Source organism: Prevotella phocaeensis (assembly GCF_900065875.1).
Lineage (GTDB): Bacteria > Bacteroidota > Bacteroidia > Bacteroidales > Bacteroidaceae > Prevotella > Prevotella phocaeensis.
The window spans coordinates 142,601-163,888 of sequence record NZ_LT160624.1 but is presented as its reverse complement, the minus strand read 5'-3'; the positions used below and the strand labels follow the sequence as shown (position 1 = coordinate 163,888).

The 21,288-nt window shown below is 40.0% G+C and carries 14 protein-coding genes and 1 pseudogene; 10 read left to right on the top strand and 5 right to left on the bottom strand.

Annotation, left to right across the window (positions count from 1 at the left end):
• The 4 genes from BN3912_RS06095 to BN3912_RS06080 are packed head-to-tail and all read left to right on the top strand — an operon-like array spanning position 1 to position 5,711.
• On the top strand, positions 1-2,604 hold the full coding sequence (locus BN3912_RS06095; RefSeq protein WP_023983195.1) for a golvesin C-terminal-like domain-containing protein: 2,604 nt from the start codon (positions 1-3) through the stop codon (positions 2,602-2,604).
• 50 nt (positions 2,605-2,654) lie between these two features.
• Positions 2,655-2,987 (top strand): hypothetical protein, encoded by a 333-nt coding sequence (locus BN3912_RS06090; RefSeq protein ID WP_023983196.1) that lies wholly within the window; start codon positions 2,655-2,657, stop codon positions 2,985-2,987.
• Positions 2,988-3,025: 38 nt separating this feature from the next.
• The gene (locus BN3912_RS06085; RefSeq protein WP_023983197.1) at positions 3,026-4,972 is read left to right on the top strand and encodes a YgiQ family radical SAM protein; all 1,947 of its coding nucleotides are present in this window, start codon (positions 3,026-3,028) and stop codon (positions 4,970-4,972) included.
• Positions 4,899-5,711 carry a hypothetical protein gene (locus BN3912_RS06080; RefSeq protein WP_036858933.1) on the top strand — a complete coding sequence of 271 codons (813 nt, stop codon included), beginning with the start codon at positions 4,899-4,901 and terminating at the stop codon, positions 5,709-5,711. Before BN3912_RS06085 ends, BN3912_RS06080 begins: the two co-directional genes overlap by 74 nt.
• Positions 5,712-5,746: 35 nt before the next feature.
• Here the strand turns inward: BN3912_RS06080 and BN3912_RS06075 are convergent, their stop codons facing one another.
• Positions 5,747-6,793, bottom strand: coding sequence for an esterase-like activity of phytase family protein (locus tag BN3912_RS06075; protein WP_023983199.1), 1,047 nt, complete (start codon positions 6,791-6,793; stop codon positions 5,747-5,749).
• 139 nt (positions 6,794-6,932) lie between these two features.
• Here BN3912_RS06075 and feoB point away from each other — a divergent pair, with 139 nt between their 5' ends.
• Positions 6,933-9,488 carry a ferrous iron transport protein B gene (feoB, locus tag BN3912_RS06070; RefSeq protein ID WP_023983200.1) on the top strand — a complete coding sequence of 852 codons (2,556 nt, stop codon included), beginning with the start codon at positions 6,933-6,935 and terminating at the stop codon, positions 9,486-9,488.
• 104 nt (positions 9,489-9,592) lie between these two features.
• On the opposite strand, the gene BN3912_RS06065 is transcribed toward feoB, so the two are convergent.
• Positions 9,593-11,107 carry a DUF4301 family protein gene (locus BN3912_RS06065; protein WP_023983201.1) on the bottom strand — a complete coding sequence of 505 codons (1,515 nt, stop codon included), beginning with the start codon at positions 11,105-11,107 and terminating at the stop codon, positions 9,593-9,595.
• 219 nt (positions 11,108-11,326) lie between these two features.
• Here BN3912_RS06065 and BN3912_RS06060 point away from each other — a divergent pair, with 219 nt between their 5' ends.
• From BN3912_RS06060 to BN3912_RS12625, 5 genes and pseudogenes are all read left to right on the top strand, one after another.
• Positions 11,327-13,537 carry a RelA/SpoT family protein gene (locus BN3912_RS06060; RefSeq protein WP_036858935.1) on the top strand — a complete coding sequence of 737 codons (2,211 nt, stop codon included), beginning with the start codon at positions 11,327-11,329 and terminating at the stop codon, positions 13,535-13,537.
• Positions 13,538-14,101: 564 nt separating this feature from the next.
• Complete coding sequence (locus BN3912_RS06055) at positions 14,102-15,298, top strand: hypothetical protein (RefSeq protein ID WP_036858937.1); 1,197 nt, start codon at positions 14,102-14,104, stop codon at positions 15,296-15,298.
• An 11-nt stretch (positions 15,299-15,309) separates the two neighbouring features.
• Complete coding sequence (locus BN3912_RS06050; RefSeq protein ID WP_023983204.1) at positions 15,310-16,182, top strand: nucleoside phosphorylase; 873 nt, start codon at positions 15,310-15,312, stop codon at positions 16,180-16,182.
• A 61-nt stretch (positions 16,183-16,243) separates the two neighbouring features.
• On the top strand, positions 16,244-17,605 hold the full coding sequence (gene mnmE / locus BN3912_RS06045) for a tRNA uridine-5-carboxymethylaminomethyl(34) synthesis GTPase MnmE (protein WP_023983205.1): 1,362 nt from the start codon (positions 16,244-16,246) through the stop codon (positions 17,603-17,605).
• 257 nt (positions 17,606-17,862) lie between these two features.
• Positions 17,863-18,594: pseudogene (locus BN3912_RS12625) on the top strand (hypothetical protein).
• Positions 18,595-18,924: 330 nt separating this feature from the next.
• On the opposite strand, the gene BN3912_RS12490 reads toward BN3912_RS12625, so the two are convergent.
• The 3 genes from BN3912_RS12490 to BN3912_RS12480 form a co-directional block, all read right to left on the bottom strand.
• Complete coding sequence (locus BN3912_RS12490; RefSeq protein ID WP_230204671.1) at positions 18,925-19,389, bottom strand: transposase; 465 nt, start codon at positions 19,387-19,389, stop codon at positions 18,925-18,927.
• A 692-nt stretch (positions 19,390-20,081) separates the two neighbouring features.
• On the bottom strand, positions 20,082-20,381 hold the full coding sequence (locus BN3912_RS12485) for a hypothetical protein (RefSeq protein ID WP_023983211.1): 300 nt from the start codon (positions 20,379-20,381) through the stop codon (positions 20,082-20,084).
• On the bottom strand, positions 20,359-21,273 hold the full coding sequence (locus BN3912_RS12480) for a hypothetical protein (RefSeq protein ID WP_023983212.1): 915 nt from the start codon (positions 21,271-21,273) through the stop codon (positions 20,359-20,361). Before BN3912_RS12480 ends, BN3912_RS12485 begins: the two co-directional genes overlap by 23 nt.
• Positions 21,274-21,288 lie beyond the last annotated feature (15 nt).

Sequence of the window (21,288 nt, the reverse complement as noted above, 5' to 3'; positions counted from 1 at the left end):
ATGAGAATAAAGACTTTCATTTGTACTCTTGCTTTCTTTTCATCATTACACGTATTTGCACAAGACGATAGAGAAATAACGAATGCATGGGGAAGTATCGATTATAATGGCAAACCTTGGGTTGAGAATATATCAAAGCCCAACACCATTAAAGCGGGGCTGAAAAATCGGCATATCGCCTTATGGACAAGTCATGGAAAATATTACGATAAGACTAAAGGAAAATGGATGTGGCAACGGCCGAATTTATTTGGAACAACTGAAGACTTATTTACACAAACCATCGTTATTCCCTATCTCATTCCAATGCTCGAGAATGCAGGAGCTGTTGTATTCACTCCACGCGAACGCGATTGGCAAACAAATGAAGTCATTGTCGACTGCGACGGCAACACACATAAGAATGTTTATTCAGAAACAAATAAAGGAGAAGTATGGAAAGATGCCGGTGTTAAAGGTTTTGCTTTGCACCAAGGAATATACGTCGATGGAGAAAATCCTTTCGAACAAGGGCACGTCCGTATGGCCAAAGCTACCCGTAAAAAAAATGCAAGTGAAATATCTTATCAACCCGATATACCTAAGGCCGGTAGATATGCAGTTTACGTTTCTTATAAGACTGTAGAACATAGCGTAGATGATGCGGAATATATTGTGTACCACAAAGGGGGAAAAACTGTATATCGCGTAAATCAACAGATGGGAAGTGGTACATGGGTGTATCTCGGCTCCTTTGAATTTGACGAAGGGAGTAGTCCTTACAACCGTGTCATATTAACTAATAATTCACATATCCGGCGAGGTGTCGTTACAGGCGATGCCGTCAGATTTGGCGGAGGAATGGGGAACATTCAGCGTGGCGGCATTTTAAGCGGGCTCCCCCGCAGCCTTGAAGGTGCAAGATATTATGCTCAGTGGGCAGGAGCACCATATAGTGTTTACAGTAGCAAAGGGGGCGAAGACGATTATGGCGACGATATCAATACAAGATCGCTCATGTCGAATTGGCTTGCAGGTGGCAGTGTTTATGCACCAAGTATAGAAGGACTGCAAGTACCGATTGAATTGGCTCTTGCTATACATAGCGATGCGGGATATTCTACCGATTTCAAATCGTTGGTAGGTTCTCTCGCCGTCTGTACTACAGACTTCAACGACGGGAAACTGAATGCAGGTATTTCGCGAATGACTTCGAAAGATTTCGCCAGTACTCTCCTCAATAATGTAGTCAAAGACCTTTTATATAAGTACAAGAATTGGCCCAAAAGATATTTATGGGATAGGAACTATTCCGAAACACGCTTGCCGGCAATGCCTTCTGCCATCCTCGAAACAATGTCACATCAGAATTTTCCCGATATGATTATGGGGCAAGATCCCAACTTCAAATTTACTCTTGCCCGTTCTATCTATAAGACAATACTGAAATATATTGCTAAACAGCACAATAAGTCATACACTGTAACACCTTTGGCTCCTACGAATTTTAGTATAGAATTTCTTACCAAGAACAAAATCAGACTCTCGTGGAAAGCTCAAAACGACAGTCAAGAACCATCAGCTGTTCCAGAAACATTCAATATATATACCTCAATCGGTAATAGTTCGTTCGATAACGGGGTGAATACCGGTAATAACTCTTTTATCATGAAATTGGAACCGGGCGTACAATACAATTTTAAAATTACGGCATGTAACAAAGGTGGAGAAAGTTTTCCTACAGAAATACTCTCTGCATATTATAATCCCAATGCAACGAAGACGATACTCGTCGTCAACGGCTTTTATCGATTATCTGCCCCGGCTATCGTAGAAACAGACTCTACACAAGGTTTCGATTTAAATAAAGATATCGGACTTACCTATGGATTAACAGCTGGATGGAACGGTAGGCAGTTATACTTCGATAAGAGCCGATTAGGAATAGAAGGTGAAGGAGGCTTAGGGGATAGCGATGACGAACTTGCAGGTCACTTCATTGCAGGTAATGATTTTAACTATACCGTAACACACGTAGGAGCTATTGCCCATACACAAAAATATAATGTAGCAAGCTGTTCGAGCACATCTGTAATATCGGGAGAAGTAAAGATGCCAGATTATCATTGTGTAGACTTAATATTAGGAGGTGAGAAATATAACCGTTACGCTCTCGCTTATTACAAAACCTTCACACCACGCATGCAACAACTGTTACAAGAATATACTGCCCACGGAGGTTCGTTGCTCGTAAGCGGTGCTTACATCGGTTCGGACATGGTACAAGAATCCGAAAAATTATTCCTTAAAAACATATTAAAAGTTGCCTACACACCATCAGATTCGCTAATAACAGACGGGAATATCGAGGGATTAGGACTTTCTTTTGATTATTACAACACCCCGAATTCTGATCATTATGCCGTGAATATTCCGGAAATACTTCGGCCCGCAGGCGACGGGGCCTTCTGTGCAATGCAGTACGGTAGTGGCCCGTCGGCTGCCGTAGCCTACAATGGTAATACATACAGGAGTTTTACGATGGGAATACCTTTCGAATGCATTTCTTCGAAAGATATTCAGAATAAGATAATGCAGGGCATCTTAGACTTCTTATTGAAATAAGAATTGCACTTGACAACAATAAAAAACAATTCATAAAAAATAAAATCATTATGTACAAAATTCAAGCAAACCAATCGGGAACTCGTAATATAGAAGTGAGCGACGAGCATCTTATTACGATAGAGAAATATGCTTTGTTCCGCAATCTTGTCGACAGTAATGGCATTATAGACGAAAATGTACTCGACAAACTCAAATTCAACATTCGCTCACTGCTCGAAACAGAAGCGGGTGATAAGGCATTATTAGATCTATGCCTTGATGTGATATACAATAATAATATGAAGGCATTCGGATTACATCAACTCGTACTGTTATATATTGAATGGAAACAGAAGAGAGAAATAAACAGTACTGATGATGAGAATAATATAACAGACTAAATGACATCCTTATATCATAACAAAAATCTTCCTTCAATTTGAAACGATACCAGCTTACAGACTTCCTTCCCACCACTAAAAAGGAATGCGAACTTAGAGGTTGGAACGAACTTGATGTAATCCTTTTCTCGGGTGATGCTTACGTGGATCATCCTTCATTTGGTGCTGCTGTTATTGGTCGTTCGTTGGAGGCTGCCGGTTATAGAGTGGCAATTGTTCCACAACCGGATTGGCACGGAGATTTTCGAGACTTTAAAAAGCTGGGGCGTCCAAGACTATTTTTCGGCATTTCGCCGGGATGCATGGATTCTATGGTAAACAAGTATACAGCCAATAGAAGGCTACGCTCTGAAGATGCATATAGTCCCGATGGACGCCACGACTGCCGTCCGGAATATCCCACTATCGTATATACACGAATATTGAAGCAGCTTTTTCCAGATGTTCCGGTCATTCTTGGTGGCATAGAGGCATCTATGCGGCGACTCACTCATTACGATTATTGGCAGGACAAGATAAGGAAATGTATCTTATGCGACTCGGGTGCCGACATGATTTTATACGGTATGGGAGCAAAAGCGTTACTACAACTTTGCGAAAAACTATCCGACGGCCAAGATATCAAACACATTCATAGCATCCCGCAAACGGTGTATCTTTCGCATAAAGAGAACATTCCGGGAGGAATTACCAATGATGACATCGTATTGAACAGTCATGAAAAATGTCTTACCGATAAGAAAGCAGAGGCGGAAAACTTTAGGCATATCGAAGAAGAATCGAATAAAATCCATGCCCAACGGCTCCTGCAAGCTGTAGATGATGTTTACGCTGTTGTCAATCCACCCTATCCCACACTTACGATGGCAGAGCTAGATGCCTATTTCGATCTGCCTTACACACGCCTACCCCACCCCAAATATAAGGACAAACGCATACCGGCTTACGAGATGATCAAGTTCTCGGTTAACATTCATCAAGGGTGCTTCGGCGGCTGTGCATTCTGTACGATCTCTGCACATCAGGGAAAGTTCGTTACATGTCGCTCCAAGCAAAGCATTCTCAACGAAGTAAAGCAGGTTACACACATGCCGGATTTCAAAGGCTACCTATCTGACCTCGGCGGTCCGTCGGCCAATATGTATGCGATGGCAGGTAAGAATCAAAAATTATGTGAACATTGTAAACGGCCGTCGTGTATCGATCCACAGATATGTCCTAATCTGAATACCGACCACACACAACTGCTTGAAATATACCGAGCCGTGGATGCATTGCCCGGTATCAAGAAGAGTTTCATAGGTAGTGGTGTACGCTACGACTTACTTCTACATAAAAGCAAAGATGAAAAAAGTAATATCGCCGCCGAAGAATATACCCGCGAGCTGATATGTAAGCATGTGAGCGGACGATTAAAAGTAGCACCTGAACATACTTCAGATGCCGTATTGAAACTGATGCGCAAACCTTCGTTTCGATTGTTCGAAGAATTTAAGAAAGTTTTTGACCGAATCAATCGTGAAGAAAATATGCACGAACAGCTCATCCCCTATTTTATCAGCAGTCATCCCGGATGCAAAGAAGAAGATATGGCTGAACTTGCAGTAATTACCAAGAATTTAGATTTTCACCTTGAGCAGGTGCAGGATTTTACTCCAACACCCATGACAGTAAGTACAGAAGCGTGGTACACTGGCTACAATCCGTACACTCTCGAACCGATATTCAGTGCCAAGACGCAGCGTGAGAAACTCTCACAACGGCAATTTTTCTTTTGGTATAAGCCCGAGGAGAGGCAAAAAATAGAACAAGAGCTAAAAAGAATAGGACGTGCCGATCTGATCGGTAAACTTTACTCGAATACCCCATCTCGCGTCCATGGAAGAAAAACTAACAATTCCAACTTCAGAAATGAAGATTATAGAACAACAACTTATAGGAAAGCACAGCCAAGAAACTTGCGAAGACGGAATAATAGAGACTGATAATTTTATTGCCGTTATAGATGGAAGTACCAGCAAGACGTCCAATTGCATTAATGATAATACGACAAATGGGCGCTATTGTATGCAACTCCTTTCGACATGTATCAAAAATTTAGAGCCAACTATCGGAATTAAATCCTTTTGTGAATACGTAACATCCTATATCCATCAGGTATATATTTGCCACAACATAGATTTACATATGCTCTCGGAGCACCCGGAAGAACGGCTCACTGCGAGTTTAGCTATATTCAGTAAATTTCATAATCAGGTTTGGATGATAGGAGACTGCCAATGTATTGTAGACGGAAAATTTTATGAAAACCCTAAGCCGACCGAAAGTCTGATTGCAGAAAAAAGAGCTACATACATAGCCAAGAAGCTTGCTATCAATCCTCAACAGTCTCCAGAATCTCTGATGATTGATGGGCGTAATCACATTCTTCCCGACCTATTAGACAGCATGCAGGCCCAAAATCTTAAATATGCTGTTATCGATGGCTTCCCTATTTACCGAAACGGAATAAAAATTATACCGGTAATATCGCATGTAATTCTTGCTACAGACGGGTATCCATTTTTAAAACAAACACTTGCAGATAGTGAAAACGCTCTCCGTAAACAACTCGAACACGATCCCATGAATATCAGCTCATTTAAGGCAACCAAGGGATTAATGAGCGGAAACGTATCTTTTGACGACCGCGCTTATATCAGTTTTAGAACCATTGTTCCATAAACAAGCCTTCCTAAACATATGGAAAATTATTTATATTAGTATTTAATAACGATTGATTTAAACCAATCTTTTAGAATTCCACCATACTGATTCTGTGAATCCGAAAGCAATAACAGTACTTGGGAACCATCGTCTAATTTAGGTCCAAGGCACATTCCTTCATAATTGGCAATATCTCTTTTTGTAAGATTCAACTGAGTTTTCCATTCACAAACAAAGTGTTTATCCAAGTACTTCGTATCATCTTGAAGAGTATCAACACCTTCTATCGAAATTCCGACCGCACTAACTTGGTAAATCTTATTAATAACGAAGGCACCTATTTTAGAAGGAGGAGTATAAAACTCACGCTCCAAAACCAACAGATCACCGTTATCTAAAGCTGTTATCTCACTAATCCCCATCCCATACAGATATGCTTCTTTTGCAGATTTAGGCTTATCCATGAGATAAGCATATTGCTTAGCAGGCAATAAATCTTCAGTGAACGATTGTATACGTATTCTATTTCTTACACCGTTAGTTGAATTTGCCTCCATACCGTCACCTTTCAATGTGCTTTCACTACAAGTCCAAAATAAATGGGATGCAACAGAATAAGTCAAAGACTCAAGACCATAATTCTTACTTGCTCGTAAAAAACAGTCGGGAACCTGTAATCTCCGCCCTGTATATTTACCACTCATATCATATTCTATAATCTGATTATCAGCCTCCCCCGATATAAAGATCGTATTAGCCATGGAAAAATATGCCACACCTTCCATATCTCTGTTTGGCTTACCTGATGATCGATAACCTAAATTTACCACTTGTTTGATATCTCCCGTTACAGAATCTATGTCGATCTCAAATACGAAGAAGCCATCTTCAGGAGCCTTGTCACTGACCACAACATACCGATTACCATCGATATGGCAGAGTCCGCTATAATTGCCTGCAGGTACAGTCTTCGGAAATGCATGCTGCTTATGTATCTTTACCACCTGCACCCCATTTTCTCCTTTCATTCCCAAAAAGGAGAAAAGAGAAAGTAACATTAAACAAAATCTATTCATGTTTGCAAAAATAATATAATTCATAATAATCAATATTTCTCTTAATAACATTTAACGGTATCATTCATCACCATTTTTAGGTATTTTGAATGTCGGCCATACATTTGCAACACCGTTGCAAAGGAAAATACGTAACTTTGCAAATATTTTAAGAGGTACATTTATGAGACTAAGCGAACTTAAGACCGGAGAGAATGGGGTTATCGTAAAAGTATATGGACATGGCGGCTTTAGAAAGCGAATTATAGAGATGGGCTTCATTAGAGGAAAAGTGGTAGAAGTACTTCTCAATGCCCCATTACAAGATCCAGTAAAATACAAGATCATGGGATACGAGGTCTCACTCCGCCATAGCGAAGCCGAGCAAATCGAGATTATATCAATGCAAGAGGCCGAGCAACTCAAAAAAGGGTATATACATACCGAAACTTCATCGACTTTTCCTGTACAAGAGAATGATGATACCATTGCTTTAACCGATAAGCAATTACATGATGCCGCCATGAAAAAGCGTCGCACTATCAATGTTGCTCTTGTGGGTAATCCTAACTGTGGCAAGACTTCATTATTCAACTTCGCTTCCGGAGCCCACGAAAGAGTAGGAAATTATTCCGGTGTAACGGTAGATGCAAAAGAAGGATTTACAGAATACGAAGGCTATAAATTTAACCTTATCGACCTCCCCGGCACCTATTCTTTATCGGCCTACTCACCTGAAGAACTTTATGTAAGGAAACAGATTATAGAAAATACGCCCGATGTTATCATCAATGTAATAGATACATCGAACCTTGAGCGCAATCTATACCTTACGACACAGCTCATCGACATGCATCAGCGCATGGTATGCGCACTGAATATGTTCGACGAAACGGAAAAACGGGGTGATAATGTGGACTATGCTAAATTGGGACAGCTTTTCGGCGTACCGATGATACCTACCGTTTTTACATCCGGCAAGGGTGTAAAAACGCTTTTCCACACTATCATCAGCGTATACGAAAACGAAGACTATGTAAACGATAATGAACAATTAAATAAAAAAGAGGTTGAAAAAAATCGACAGTTACATAAGGAAAATAAAAGGAATAGTGATAAAATCACACACTCTGAAGATTATGCAAGTGGCAAACAACCACAAAATGAAGTGTTCCGTCATATCCATATTAATCATGGACATGAAATAGAACAAGGTATTGCCGATATACAAAAATATCTAAAGACTGATGAAAATATACGCCTACACTATTCCACCCGTTACCTTGCCATCAAGATTCTCGAAAGAGATAAAGATACAGAAAATCTTTTAAACTCTTTGCCTTATAAAAAGAATATTGTCAACATACGCAATCAAACTGCCGAAAGAGTAAGAGAAGAAACCGGAGACGATTTGGAGACGGCCATTATGGATGCCAAGTACGGTTTCATTCACGGTGCCTTGCAAGAGGCACACTACCACACCGGCAATAAAAAAGATACTTACAAAATAACCCATCTGATCGACGGGATCATCACAAATAAATATTTCGGATTTCCTATTTTCTTCGTTTTCTTGTTTATCATATTTACAACGACTTTCGTTGTCGGGCAGTTTCCTATGGACTGGATTGATGCCGGTGTAGCATGGTTAGGCAATTTTATCAGTACAAATATGCCTGCCGGACCGGTGAAAGACATGCTCGTAGATGGTGTTATCGGTGGTGTCGGAGCCGTCATCGTATTCTTGCCACAAATACTCATACTTTATTTCTTTATATCCTATATGGAAGATTCTGGCTATATGGCACGCGCTGCTTTCATCATGGATAAACTCATGCATAAGATGGGATTACACGGCAAATCGTTCATTCCGCTCATTATGGGCTTTGGTTGTAATGTGCCTGCTGTTATGGCCACTCGCACTATAGAGAGCCGTCGTTCACGTCTTGTTACCATGCTGATATTACCTTTGATGAGCTGTTCCGCACGCTTACCAATTTATATTATGATAACAGGCACATTCTTTGCCATGAAATATCGTTCACTGATTATGATGTCGCTGTATCTTATCGGCGTACTCATGGCCATACTTATGAGCCGTCTGTTCACCAAAACGGTTGCTAAGGGGGAGGATACTCCATTTGTAATGGAACTGCCTCCTTACCGTTTCCCTACTTGGAAAGCCATAGGCAGGCACACTTGGGAAAAAGGAAAACAATACTTGAAGAAGATGGGAGGCATCATCCTCGTGGCAAGTATCATTGTATGGGCTTTGGGATATTTCCCACACAACGACAGTTTGGATCGTCAAGAACAACAGAAGCAAAGTTACATTGGACACATAGGTAGAGCCATCGAACCAATATTTCGTGCACAAGGTTTTGACTGGAAATTAGATGTAGGGCTTGTGGCCGGTGTGGGCGCTAAAGAAATTGTGGCCTCTACAATGGGCGTACTATATAGTAATGACGAGACACTTGCCGAAGATAATGGAGATAATACGAATAATCGAAAATACCAAATACTCAACAAAGAGATGAGTGCAAACGGTATCACGCCGCTGACGGCTTACTGTTTCTTACTTTTCGTATTGCTTTATTTTCCTTGTATTGCTACTATTGCTGCAATAAAGGGAGAAACCGGTTCTTGGAAATGGGCACTCTTTACCGCATGCTATACCACTCTATTGGCATGGTGCGTGTCTGCCGCCGTGTATCAAGTAGGAATGTTGTTTGTGTAATAATATAAAACGGCAATAATAAATATAGCCTCTAATAAAGATAAACCATACCCATATCATCGTTAGGTGCAAGGTTTATCTCTATTAGAGGTTTTGTCTGAATATTATTGGTGTTGTTCTCTTAGTAAATCGTTCACAGTCTTTACAGGATTGAACGTCGTCAACGGAACTTCTACGAATACTGTATTCCAATCACTCATAGCACCGTTCCACAGTCCGGGAAGCTCCAGTGCTTTCAATTCTTTACCATCTTTGCTCTTCGAACTAATGAAACCGGTGTTCTTATCTACAAAGTCCGGCAGATGGAAACACTCTCCTTTATAGTTCTTGATGGCACAAACCAAATCGACAGGATTAAAGTGTGTACCCTCTGTAAACATCTTTACATAGGCTGGATTTGCCTTATCGATTTGGTTCGACTCAAGTATTTGAGGACTAACCGTACCGTCTTGGTTATATGCAAGGAACGGACCGCCCCCCGGTTCCCCCTCATTCCTTACTACACCGCAAACTCTTATCGGTCTATTAAGTTTCTTCCGTAAATAGTTCACCAATTCCGCATCTTCGAGTTCCTTTATGTCTGCCTTCCTACAGCATAAATTTCGTTGCACGAAACGTATAATTTCTTCCAACTTTCCATGCGTATAACAGCCCGCTTCAAGCTGTCCCAAATATTCGAAAACCTGCTTTTGAACCGCTACGAGCACTCCTGCTATCAGTTGCTTATAAGTAACTGTATCACCTTTCAGCCTGTCAGGCACCACATTATCTATATTCTTTATGAACACAACGTCTGCATCTATCTCGTTTAGGTTCTCTATCAATGCTCCGTGTCCGCCCGGGCGGAAGAGCAATGTGCCATCTTCATTGCGGAAAGGTGTATTGTCCGTATTCGCTGCAATGGTATCCGTGCTCGGTTTCTGCTCCGAGAACGACACGTTGTAATGCACATCAAACTTCTTGGAATAATAATCTACTTTCTCTTCAACTTTTTTCTTGAACAATTCAAGATGGTCATGAGAAACCGTAAAATGCACATTAGCTTCTCCATTTGAGCCGGCATACAGCGCTGCTTCTACAAGATGCTCCTCCATTGGCGTACGTGCACCGTCGTCATAATTATGGAATAGGAGTAATCCCTTAGGTAGTTGGCCGTAATTCAAGCCTTTCGACTCCAATAAATTAGCCACAATAGCCTTATAATTCCCATCGGATAAGAGTGTACAAACGTTCTTGCCTTCGTTTTTCTTGCACTGATCACAAAGTTCTTCTCTAAAGGCGAACTCTCTGATATGGTCGAAAAACATCTTCTCGAAATCGGTCGTAGGAATATTATAATCGGCATTCAAAAAAGCAAATAAATCTTTAAACATGCGACTTGCAGCACCGCTTGCCGGTACAAACTTCACAATTTTATGTCCTTCTCGCTTATATTCGTTCCATAAGTCGATATATTTATCCCGTTCATCCACTGTAGGAGCAGTTATTCCATTGCCCACAGAAGCGGCCGAATCAATACGCAAGAATGGAAAGCCCGTCCTTATTTCTTCCAACTGACGGTTTACCTGATCTACTGAGATACCTCTGGCTGAAATTTGATCAATGTCTTGTTGTGTCATAATTATATAGTTACATTTGAGAATTTCCATATTAAAAAATAGTGAAAGTACACGTACTTTTTAACCTTAGCATAACATATTTCGACACAAATATAGTTACTTTTTCTGAAAACAGGAAATGTTTACATGGAAAATGTTACCTTTGCAATAGCGATAAATAGAATACCCTTCAGGTATATGCAGCATCGTCTGCACCCATCACTCAATAGGAAACAATGCATGGAAGCAAAATTTGTATTTACAGAACAGGAACACGAAGCTTCGAAAAAGATTATTGCCGGTCTGCGTAATGCCATAGGCGACTCGTTAAAAGATAACGACTTTGAAAACATTCATAAACATTTGGAAGCGGCTATCGGTAATAATCACATTCATAGAGATGTATTCGGACTAAACCCTATACTGAACGCATTGCAGACAGCAGAAATTGCTGTTAACGAAATCGGGCTGAAACGCGATAGCGTAATTGCGATATTGCTCTACACCAGTGTACTCGATAAGAATACAGACCTTGATACTATTCGTAATACTTTCGGCGAAAGTACGGCTCATATTATTCACGGATTGGTACGCATCCACGATTTGTACAGTAAAAATCCGGTGATAGAAAGCGAAAATTTCCGCAATCTGTTATTGTCGTTTGCAGAAGATATGCGAGTGATACTCATCATGATTGCGGACCGAGTAAACCTGATGAGGCAGATACGCGACACTTCTAACATGCAGGCTCAACGAGAAGTGTCGGAAGAAGCAAGCTATCTATACGCCCCTTTGGCACACAAACTCGGGCTTTATAAACTGAAAAGCGAACTTGAAGACCTAAGTCTGAAATACCTTGAACATGATGCCTATTACATGATTAAGGATAAGCTGAACACCACGAAGAAATCGAGAGATGCTTATATTGAGCGTTTCATCAAACCGATAGAAGAAAAGTTAGATGCTGCAGGGCTGCAGTATCACATGAAAGGACGTACGAAGAGTATCCACTCCATTTGGCAGAAAATGAAAAAACAGCGGTGTGGCTTCGAAGGTATCTACGATCTCTTTGCCATTCGTATCATACTAAATTCTCCGATCGAAAAAGAAAAAATGCAATGCTGGCAAGCCTATTCGATCATCACGGACATGTATCAACCTAATCCCAAACGGCTGCGCGACTGGCTCTCAGTACCTAAATCAAATGGCTACGAAAGTCTCCATATCACGGTCTTAGGCCCCGAAAACAAATGGGTAGAAGTACAGATACGCACTGAACGTATGGATGATATAGCAGAAAGGGGACTGGCTGCCCATTGGCGCTATAAGGGAATTAAGAGTGAAGGGGCGCTGGACGAATGGCTCACAAGCATCCGAACAGCTTTAGAGGCCGGCGATAACATGCAGGTGATGGATCAATTCAAGCTCGATTTGTACGAAGACGAGGTGTACGCCTTTACCCCGAAAGGCGACCTGTACAAATTCCCCAAGGGGGCAACTGTGCTCGATTTTGCCTACCACATTCATTCGGGTGTGGGCAATACATGCGTGGGCGGACGCATCAACGGAAAAGTTGTTCCCATGCGAGAAATGCTGCATTCGGGCGATCAAGTAGAGATTATCACCCAAAACAATCAGAAACCAAAACGGGATTGGGTAAATATCGTCAAGACCTCACGTGCTAAGTCGAAAATACGCCTCGCCTTGAAAGAGACACAAGCCAAGGATGCCTTATACGCCAAGGAATTGCTCGAAAGAAGATTTAAAAACAAGAAAATCGAAATAGAAGAGGCTGTCATGTCGCATCTCATAAAGAAGATGGGCTTCAAAGAGGTCTCAGATTTTTACAAGCAGATAGCCGATGATAAACTCGATCCCAACGAAATCATAGAACGCTACGTAGAAATAAGAGACCACGATTTCAATATCAATTCCAACAAGACGGCACAGTCGGCAGATCAATACAGCTACGAAAACCCCGACGAAGAAATCGTAAAACAGAACGAAGATGTGCTGGTAATCGACCGCAACCTGAAAGGTATAGATTATTCTTTAGCTAAATGTTGCCACCCCATTTATGGTGATCCGATCTTCGGTTTCGTTACTGTCAACGGAGGCATAAAAATCCATCGTTCCGACTGCCCTAACGCTCCTGAACTAAGGAAACGTTTCGGCTACAGAATTGTGAAAGCCCGTTGGAGCGGAAAAGGCAGTAATCTGTATAGCATCACGCTACACATTATCGGTAACGATGATATTGGCATCGTGAATAACATCACAAGTATTATCTCAAAAGAAGAAAAAATCGTGATGAGAAGCATCAATATCGACAGCCACGACGGCCTTTTCAGCGGCAATCTTATCGTTCAATTGAACGACACTTCCCACCTCGATGCCCTTATTAAGAAAATCAGAACGGTAAAAGGCGTAAAACAAGTAACCAGAATTTAACGCAATTTGAGCAAAATAATTCGTTGTTTATCTTTGAAATACAATTGTTCTCTGTATAATGGCATGACGCCAACACAGCGAAAAGTCCATGTATCGAGTATCTTGAAAATAATATTTACTCTTCATATTGCAATGGTATATGCATCTTACAAATAAGCTGTATCGTCAGTATAAGAGTGGTACACGTTTGTTGGCAAATAGGTATGATATCTGTCTAAATCAAGTTCATACGATATTTTACTTTTATATCATTAGCTTTCATTATAGCACAATTCGTTTGTTATCAATATCGTTGATTTATTATAACAGTATGACAGCATAATAATGAAGAAGTAACAGTATATATGTATAGAAAAGCATTTAACATTGATATCATTGTTTTGAACTGATGTATATCATCAATAAAAAAGAACTTTCTATATTTCAAAATCTTTGTAACTTCGATTATAGAAATCAACTTGTATGGTCGGCTGTAAATTTTTCATGCAATTTTTAGTTGTGAAACGACAGAGAAAGATAGAAAGTATTAAGAATTTAGTGTTAAAAACATAGGCACAATCCAAAATGATGATAATATTTGGCATACTTAGATATTTTTCTTATTTTTGCGACATGAAGAAATTGGCAAAACTAATACTGCCGATAATTTGTTTACTAATATTGGCAATACCCTCGTTTGCACAAACGAAGAAAAAAGGAACAAAGAATAAAAGCAACCGGAAGGAGATAAGAATAGAGTTATCACCTTCCGAAAAACTCTACGAAAGCATGCTTGCCGCAACAGCAAAAGTAATGTTCGTAGATAGTATAGTCGTTGATAAAGCCTTATTTATCAATTCTATTCCGCTTACTAAAGAGTGTGGAATGATTACTTCCGAGAACAATGGAGAACGTATCGTATACACAAATGAATTTAATAACCATAAAATATATTCGCAAGGCGACTCTGTACAACGATATCTTTATATAACCGATCGACTGGTCGATACATGGAGCGCTCCCAAATTAATAAATGAATTGGCAGACGGACTTACAGATTTTAATTACCCATTCTTAATGCCTGATGGTGTTACGCTATATTTCTCGGCAAAGGGAGAAAAGAGTCTGGGGGGGCTTGATATATTCGTAACTCGCTTCGATTCACGAAGCGGAAAATTCTATAAAGCTGAGAATTATGGCTTACCATTCAATTCCAAAGCTAATGACTATTTCATTGCGTTCGACGATATCGACTCTGTAGGATGGCTTGTTTCAGACCGCTACCAACCAGAAGGGAAAGTCTGTATATACACTTTTGCGACAACGGCTTCAAGACAGAATTATGATAATGATGGGCTCACTCACGCTCAATTAAAAAAATATGCCGATCTAAACAGCATCCGAGATACATGGGCATTCGGAAACAGACAAAAAATACTTAAACGTTTGGCCCTTTTGAAAGGTAATACACAAAGATCGGAAAGTACAATCAACTTTGCTATCAACAATAAATTGATATACCATCGTCTAAGCGACTTTAAGACAATTAAAGGCAGGCAAGCATTCGAAAGCCTTATGCAAGAAAGAAATCAGTTGCAGGAAAAGGAAAATGCCCTGCAATCTTTGAGAGAGCGTTATGCAACGTCTTCCAAACAAGAAAAGCAGAAACTAAAACAAATAATCATTCAAGAAGAACAAACAATACTAAAGCAAAGAATAGAATTAAGCGAATTGGAAAAGAGAATTCGCAATTATGAAAATAATTTATCAATAACAAATTAAATTATCGGATCATGGCAAAATATTTTGCGGAATCAGAACTAATCATCAACCAAGATGGAAGTATATTCCATCTACACCTAAAACCGGAACAACTTGCTGACAAAGTAATTCTTGTAGGCGATCCCGGACGTGTGGCTTTGGTAGCATCCCACTTCGAAACAAAGGAATGCGAAGTTAGTAATCGAGAATTTAATACAATAACAGGTACATATAAAGGAAAGCGTATCACCGTGCAAAGTACAGGCATAGGTTGCGATAATATCGATATTGTAGTGAATGAACTTGATGCGCTTGCCAATATAGACTTCGATACTCGTACCGAGAAAGAACAAAAACGGAAACTCACTCTTGTAAGAATAGGTACTTGCGGGGGCTTGCAACCTTTCACACCGACAGGAACATACATTGCCAGTGAGAAGAGTATCGGTTTCGATGGTTTGCTGAACTTCTATGCAGGACGCAACGAAGTTTGCGATTTAGATCTTGAAGAGAATTTTAAACAGCACATGAAGTGGAACCCTTTGCTCTGTGCACCATATATAATTGACAATGATAAAGAATTGATAGACCGTATCGCCAAAGACGATATGGTACGTGGTGTAACTATTGCATGCGGAGGTTTTTTCGGTCCACAGGGTAGGGAACTTAGAATACCTCTTGCTGATCCGCAACAAAATGAGAAAGTGGAGAGTTTTGAATATAAAGGACTCAAGATAACAAACTTCGAGATGGAGAGTTCGGCTTTGGCAGGTTTAGCCAAATTGATGGAACATCAAGCGCTTACATGCTGTATGGTAATTGCTAACAGAGTTGCCAAGCAGGCAAACTCAAATTATAAGAATTCTATTGACGGACTAATCCTTGAAGTACTCGACCGTATCTAATTTTTCATTAGTAATGGGTAGCAAGTATCCATGAGCTTGCTACTCAAACATTTTTTACAGGATGATAACAGAAACTATCTGTGCATTGGCAACACCATCAGGAGGTGCCATAGGAGTAATAAGAATATCGGGGCCACAAGCTATATCCATTACAGCTAATGCCTTTCATTCGGCAAACGGCAGGTCTCTTACTGAAGCTAATCCTAATACCATACATTATGGAGAGATTATTAACAGAAAAGGAGACGTTATTGACGATGTGTTAGTATCCATTTTCCGTGCCCCCCACAGCTATACAGGTGAAGACAGTACGGAAATATCATGCCATGGAAGTCATTATATTATAAATCAGATACTCCATACCTTAATAGATGCTGGCTGTCGACAGGCCAAAGCGGGCGAATATACTCAACGTGCGTACTTGAATGGAAAGATGGATTTAAGTCAGGCAGAAGCTGTGGCAGACCTTATTGCAACTACCAACCGTGCTACTCATAAAATAGCCCTAAGTCAATTAAAAGGCAATTTCAGTAACGAATTGTCTATCCTACGCGACCAATTGCTAAAGATAACTTCACTCATAGAACTGGAATTGGATTTTAGCGACCAAGATGTGAATTTCGCAGACAGACAAGAACTGTTGGAGTTAGTACAAAAAGCCGAACAACGCATTGGTACCCTCGCAACCTCTTTTGAAACCGGTAGTGCCTTGAAAAACGGAGTACCTGTAGCTATTGTGGGCAAAACGAATGTTGGAAAGAGCACTCTGCTCAATCGTCTGTTACACGAAGATAAGGCTATCGTAAGCGATATCCATGGTACTACACGCGACGTTATTGAAGATACAACTGAAATCCATGGCATAACTTTCCGTTTCATTGATACTGCCGGTATCCGTCATACCAACGATAAAATCGAACTGTTAGGAATCGAGCGTACCTATCAAAAAATAAATGAGGCAACTATTATTTTATGGCTTATCGACAAGCAACCGACCAATGAAGAAATTTCCGAAATCAAAAAGAACATACGTGGCAAAAAACTCATTACCGTATGGAATAAAATTGATTTAGAGAACACTTCACCTATTCCTATATCTCTCCAATCACCGATTATATACATTTCTGCAAAACAAGGAACCAACATTCCTCAATTGGAAGATGCCTTATTCCAAGCTGCAGATATTCCAGAAATAAAAGAAAATGATATCATAATAACGAGTGTACGTCACTATGAAGCCCTCACGCATGCTCATGAAAGCATATATAGAGTAATCGAAGGATTACAAAAAAATCTAAGTGGCGACCTATTGAGCGAAGATCTTCGTATCTGCATCGATCACTTAGCAGAAATCACAGGAGGTCGAATCACAACCAACGAAGTTTTAGAAAATATTTTTTCACACTTTTGCATCGGGAAATAAATATTCTGCGTGGGAAAATAGAAAATTGAAAAGAAAACCATACAATGAGCGAATATACCTCTGTAAAACAACAATTATCAGCGTTTTATAATCGGATGAGTATTTGCTCTTTTTCTTCATGTTTTCTATATTGTTTCGTTCTTTTTGCATAATTTTATCCCTGTATTATCCCTCGAAGTAGAAACGGGGGATAAAAAACTGTCCCTCGGGGGACAAAGTTTCGTCCCCGACTATTAACCGGTAAAGCAGAATGAATTATGGCAAAGAAGACAATTACACAGAAAGAACTGGTAAAGCTCCGTGAGAAAAAGTTAGCTAATGGAAGCATAAGCCTTTATCTCGACATCTATCGAAACGGCAAACGAAACAAAGAGTATCTGAAGCTATATTTGATTGATGCGAAAACCCAAACAGAACGTGAGCAAAACCGTCAGACATTAGCCACCGCCCAAGCTATTAAAGCCAAACGGACAATTTAAATATAGAATGGCAAGTATTCATTCACAAGACAATTCAAAGAGGACACCCCTTTCTTGGAGTATTATCGTAAAAGACACTCATAAGCGTACCGGACCACGTAGGGAACACCTGACATTGGAAGAAGTCAAGCAGTTGGCTGCCACTTCCTGTCGCTTCCCTATTCTGAAAAGAGCGTTTCTCTTTTCGTGTCTTACCATTCTTCGTAAAAGCGACATCCAAAAACTGATTTGGAGTGAAGTACAAAAATTTGGAGACTTTACCCGAATTATCTTCAACAGAAGAAAGCAAGTGGACAAGAATATCTGGACATAACCTCACTGGCAGAAAAATACCTCGGAGAAAGAGGAAAGCCGGAAGACAACGTTTTCTCAGGTTTCACATACGGCTCATGGACTTCGATTGAGTTGAAGCGTTGGAGCTGGCAAGCAGGGATTAAAAAGGACTTGACATTCCACCGCGCTCGCCATATAAATGCGGTACAAAAACTTATTTATTTGATTATTTATTAAAATAAACTCATTAGTGTCCCATTAAAATTGGGACGAGTTAAAATATTAATCAATCAATCCCGGAAAGAGGGGATAATCGAGTTCTTTGACATCGTTGAATTTTGTCTTATCGAAGAGATCAGTTAAGCGAGTTTTGTCCGTTAGTGATATGCTTAGGATTTGCAAGACTTCATAGGTAGAGCGTTCCAAATTCATATCATGATGGATGATAGCCACAAGACAATAGGTTATAATGGCGACAGCAATCTGGATGCGGACGGCATTCTCCGTAGTGCCCCAAAACTTCTTGACCTTGAGATACTATTTTAGCCATTTGAAGAAGAGTTCGACCTACCATCTTTTCTTGTAAAGTTCTGCAACTTCAAGAGCTGTAAGCTGCTTGGCATTGGTGGGAAAAGTGAACTCACGCTCTTCCTCCTCATCATAGTATCTTACAAGTCTAAATGACTCTGGATACTTCTTATCAGACAGACAGCCTGTAAGTTTCACCTCGGCATCGGTCAGCACGTTCTTTGGCGTGCGTCTCTTACATTTGACTATCTTGTATTTCAAGTTAGTCTTGGCTCTGACTACACAGAAAGAACCTGTTAGATGTATCCCGTAGAGTTCCTTGAAAGAGTCATAAGCCCTGTCGAATATGTAGTAAGCATTTGGCTCATAAGGAATTGAAGACATTGCCGTAGAATCGTGCTTTGATGCAGTGGTTACCGTGTAGAAGGCTGGCACCTGAGCCTCAATGTCATATAAGACATGAGCTTTGACACCGCCTTTCTTCTTTCTGAATCTTGCCCACAGAAACGTAGAGAGACATAGAGGAATGGTCGTTGAATCAAATGCATATTTCTTTCTATTGCTGTCCAGTAAAAAATATGATTTCGGGCTAAGTGCTTAAAGCACAATGCTCTGCGATTAAATGCAGGCCGTATAGGTAATGATTTAGAAATAAGCGGAGTGCTTGGAAGTTCATAGTTTTGTATAACCGAAGAACGCTCACTATTTCAATTGCAAAGGTAATACTTTGCGTGGAAAAGTGAGCGTTCTTTCGTGTTTTTCTTCTTTACCGATGAAAGAAAAGCGATTACAGTCGTTGTGAAAAATGTGAAATTATGCAAATTCGTATTCTTTACCGTCAGTTCTCAAATCTAATTGCACATACTCATCAAGCCGATGATACGTCAGGTATATACAGAATCTCATTTTATAAGTATTGTAACCTGCGCCGTATTGAACACCTCTTCTACGACCTTGAAAACATCTGCGTCTCGTCCCATTCTCTTTAAATGATTGACCAAACACAAAACTGTATCACACAGGACATAAGCGTTACCCTCCTGCTGGAATAAGTGTAACATTCCCTCTATGCGTTCGTCTATACTCGACAAGTTAGAGATCTTGTGTATCATCATCAACCTCAGACGCGTATCCATGTGATACCATTTCCTAAACATTATAGAAGCCAACTCAGACCCATGATACTTTGCTAAAATCTATCCTGCAAACCTATAGTCGTTAGAATAATATTTCTGAAAGTACTCTCGTACATCCTGACGCTCTGAATAGTTCCCAATGATGGCTTTCTGTATGCCCCATTTTGAACCGAAAATATGGTCGTTCATCGAGATTTCGCCATTGAGTATCCGTGGTATGTATCTTTCTGCAAATTCGTCTTTGTAATGTTCTATATACACAGAAGCGGCCCAGTCCTTCTTTATACTTTCGTTTGCATAATTGATGCATTTGTCTAGATACGTCTTGATTCGTTCGTCATCGCCTTGGTATATTTGCATATCCTGCTATCCACGAAGATTGGTCTAATGGCATCTCTTCTAGACATCTTTGTAGTTTTTCGATGACATCAGCATCTTGCCCCCAGTTTTTGACGAGAGGATAGACAACAATATGCTGATAACTTGTCATTCCCTCTAATGCTTCAAGAAGTTTGGTTTTGATTCGAGAATCATTCACGATCGTATTTACAATGAAGGATTCAGCACCCCACATAATATGCTTTTTGTCCCTATTTACAGCCCAATCGGTTATCACTTGATATAAATCGGGTGATATTTCTTGTCTTTGAATAATCTCCCACAATTCATAACTAGTACCGAGATTAAAAGGATACTCCTTATTGAGCTCTTCTTTAATAGCTTTTATAACATGTGGATGATTCAACCAGCAAGACAGCAGATATCTCCAAGCCATGTTCCTGTCTATATTTCCACGTTCTCTGAATTTGGCGTTCACTGACTTTAGAGCTTTCTGCCTAACCGTCTCATCTTGCGCAAAATATTTCTGCATCACCCTTGTTGCTTCCTCTTGTATTGAAAACGTAAGTTCTGAAGCTAATTCAAGAAAATCATCAACAGAAACAGACTCACCTTTAAATAATGAGAATTCTAACTTATATAATTGTGTATAGATATCCCCCGATACAACTTTCTTAATTAATTTGTCTTCATTGTCTATATCAATTCCATTTACAATGACACTCCTGATGAAGAATGCCACCACCTCAGGTGTCGTTGATGGTTTTATATATGAATTAACTCGCTCAAGTAGCTTTTCATCGTTGATGATATGATTCTGTATCACCTTTGATGCTAGTATTTTATTATTCACATCACCATTTATAACAGTCTGAACAACAAACAGTCTTTCCTCTTCTGTTAAGCCAGCCACTTGTGTTTGGGTTTA

Coding starts and splice junctions, on each gene's coding strand:
- BN3912_RS06095 (WP_023983195.1), top strand. CDS start 1: ATGAGAATAAAGACTTTCATTTGTACTCTTGCTTTCTTTTCATCATTA.
- BN3912_RS06090 (WP_023983196.1), top strand. CDS start 2,655: ATGTACAAAATTCAAGCAAACCAATCGGGAACTCGTAATATAGAAGTG.
- BN3912_RS06080 (WP_036858933.1), top strand. CDS start 4,899: ATGAAGATTATAGAACAACAACTTATAGGAAAGCACAGCCAAGAAACT.
- BN3912_RS06075 (WP_023983199.1), bottom strand. CDS start 6,793: ATGAATTATATTATTTTTGCAAACATGAATAGATTTTGTTTAATGTTA.
- feoB (WP_023983200.1), top strand. CDS start 6,933: ATGAGACTAAGCGAACTTAAGACCGGAGAGAATGGGGTTATCGTAAAA.
- BN3912_RS06065 (WP_023983201.1), bottom strand. CDS start 11,107: ATGACACAACAAGACATTGATCAAATTTCAGCCAGAGGTATCTCAGTA.
- BN3912_RS06060 (WP_036858935.1), top strand. CDS start 11,327: ATGGAAGCAAAATTTGTATTTACAGAACAGGAACACGAAGCTTCGAAA.
- BN3912_RS06055 (WP_036858937.1), top strand. CDS start 14,102: ATGATGATAATATTTGGCATACTTAGATATTTTTCTTATTTTTGCGAC.
- BN3912_RS06050 (WP_023983204.1), top strand. CDS start 15,310: ATGGCAAAATATTTTGCGGAATCAGAACTAATCATCAACCAAGATGGA.
- mnmE (WP_023983205.1), top strand. CDS start 16,244: ATGATAACAGAAACTATCTGTGCATTGGCAACACCATCAGGAGGTGCC.
- BN3912_RS12485 (WP_023983211.1), bottom strand. CDS start 20,381: ATGCAAATATACCAAGGCGATGACGAACGAATCAAGACGTATCTAGAC.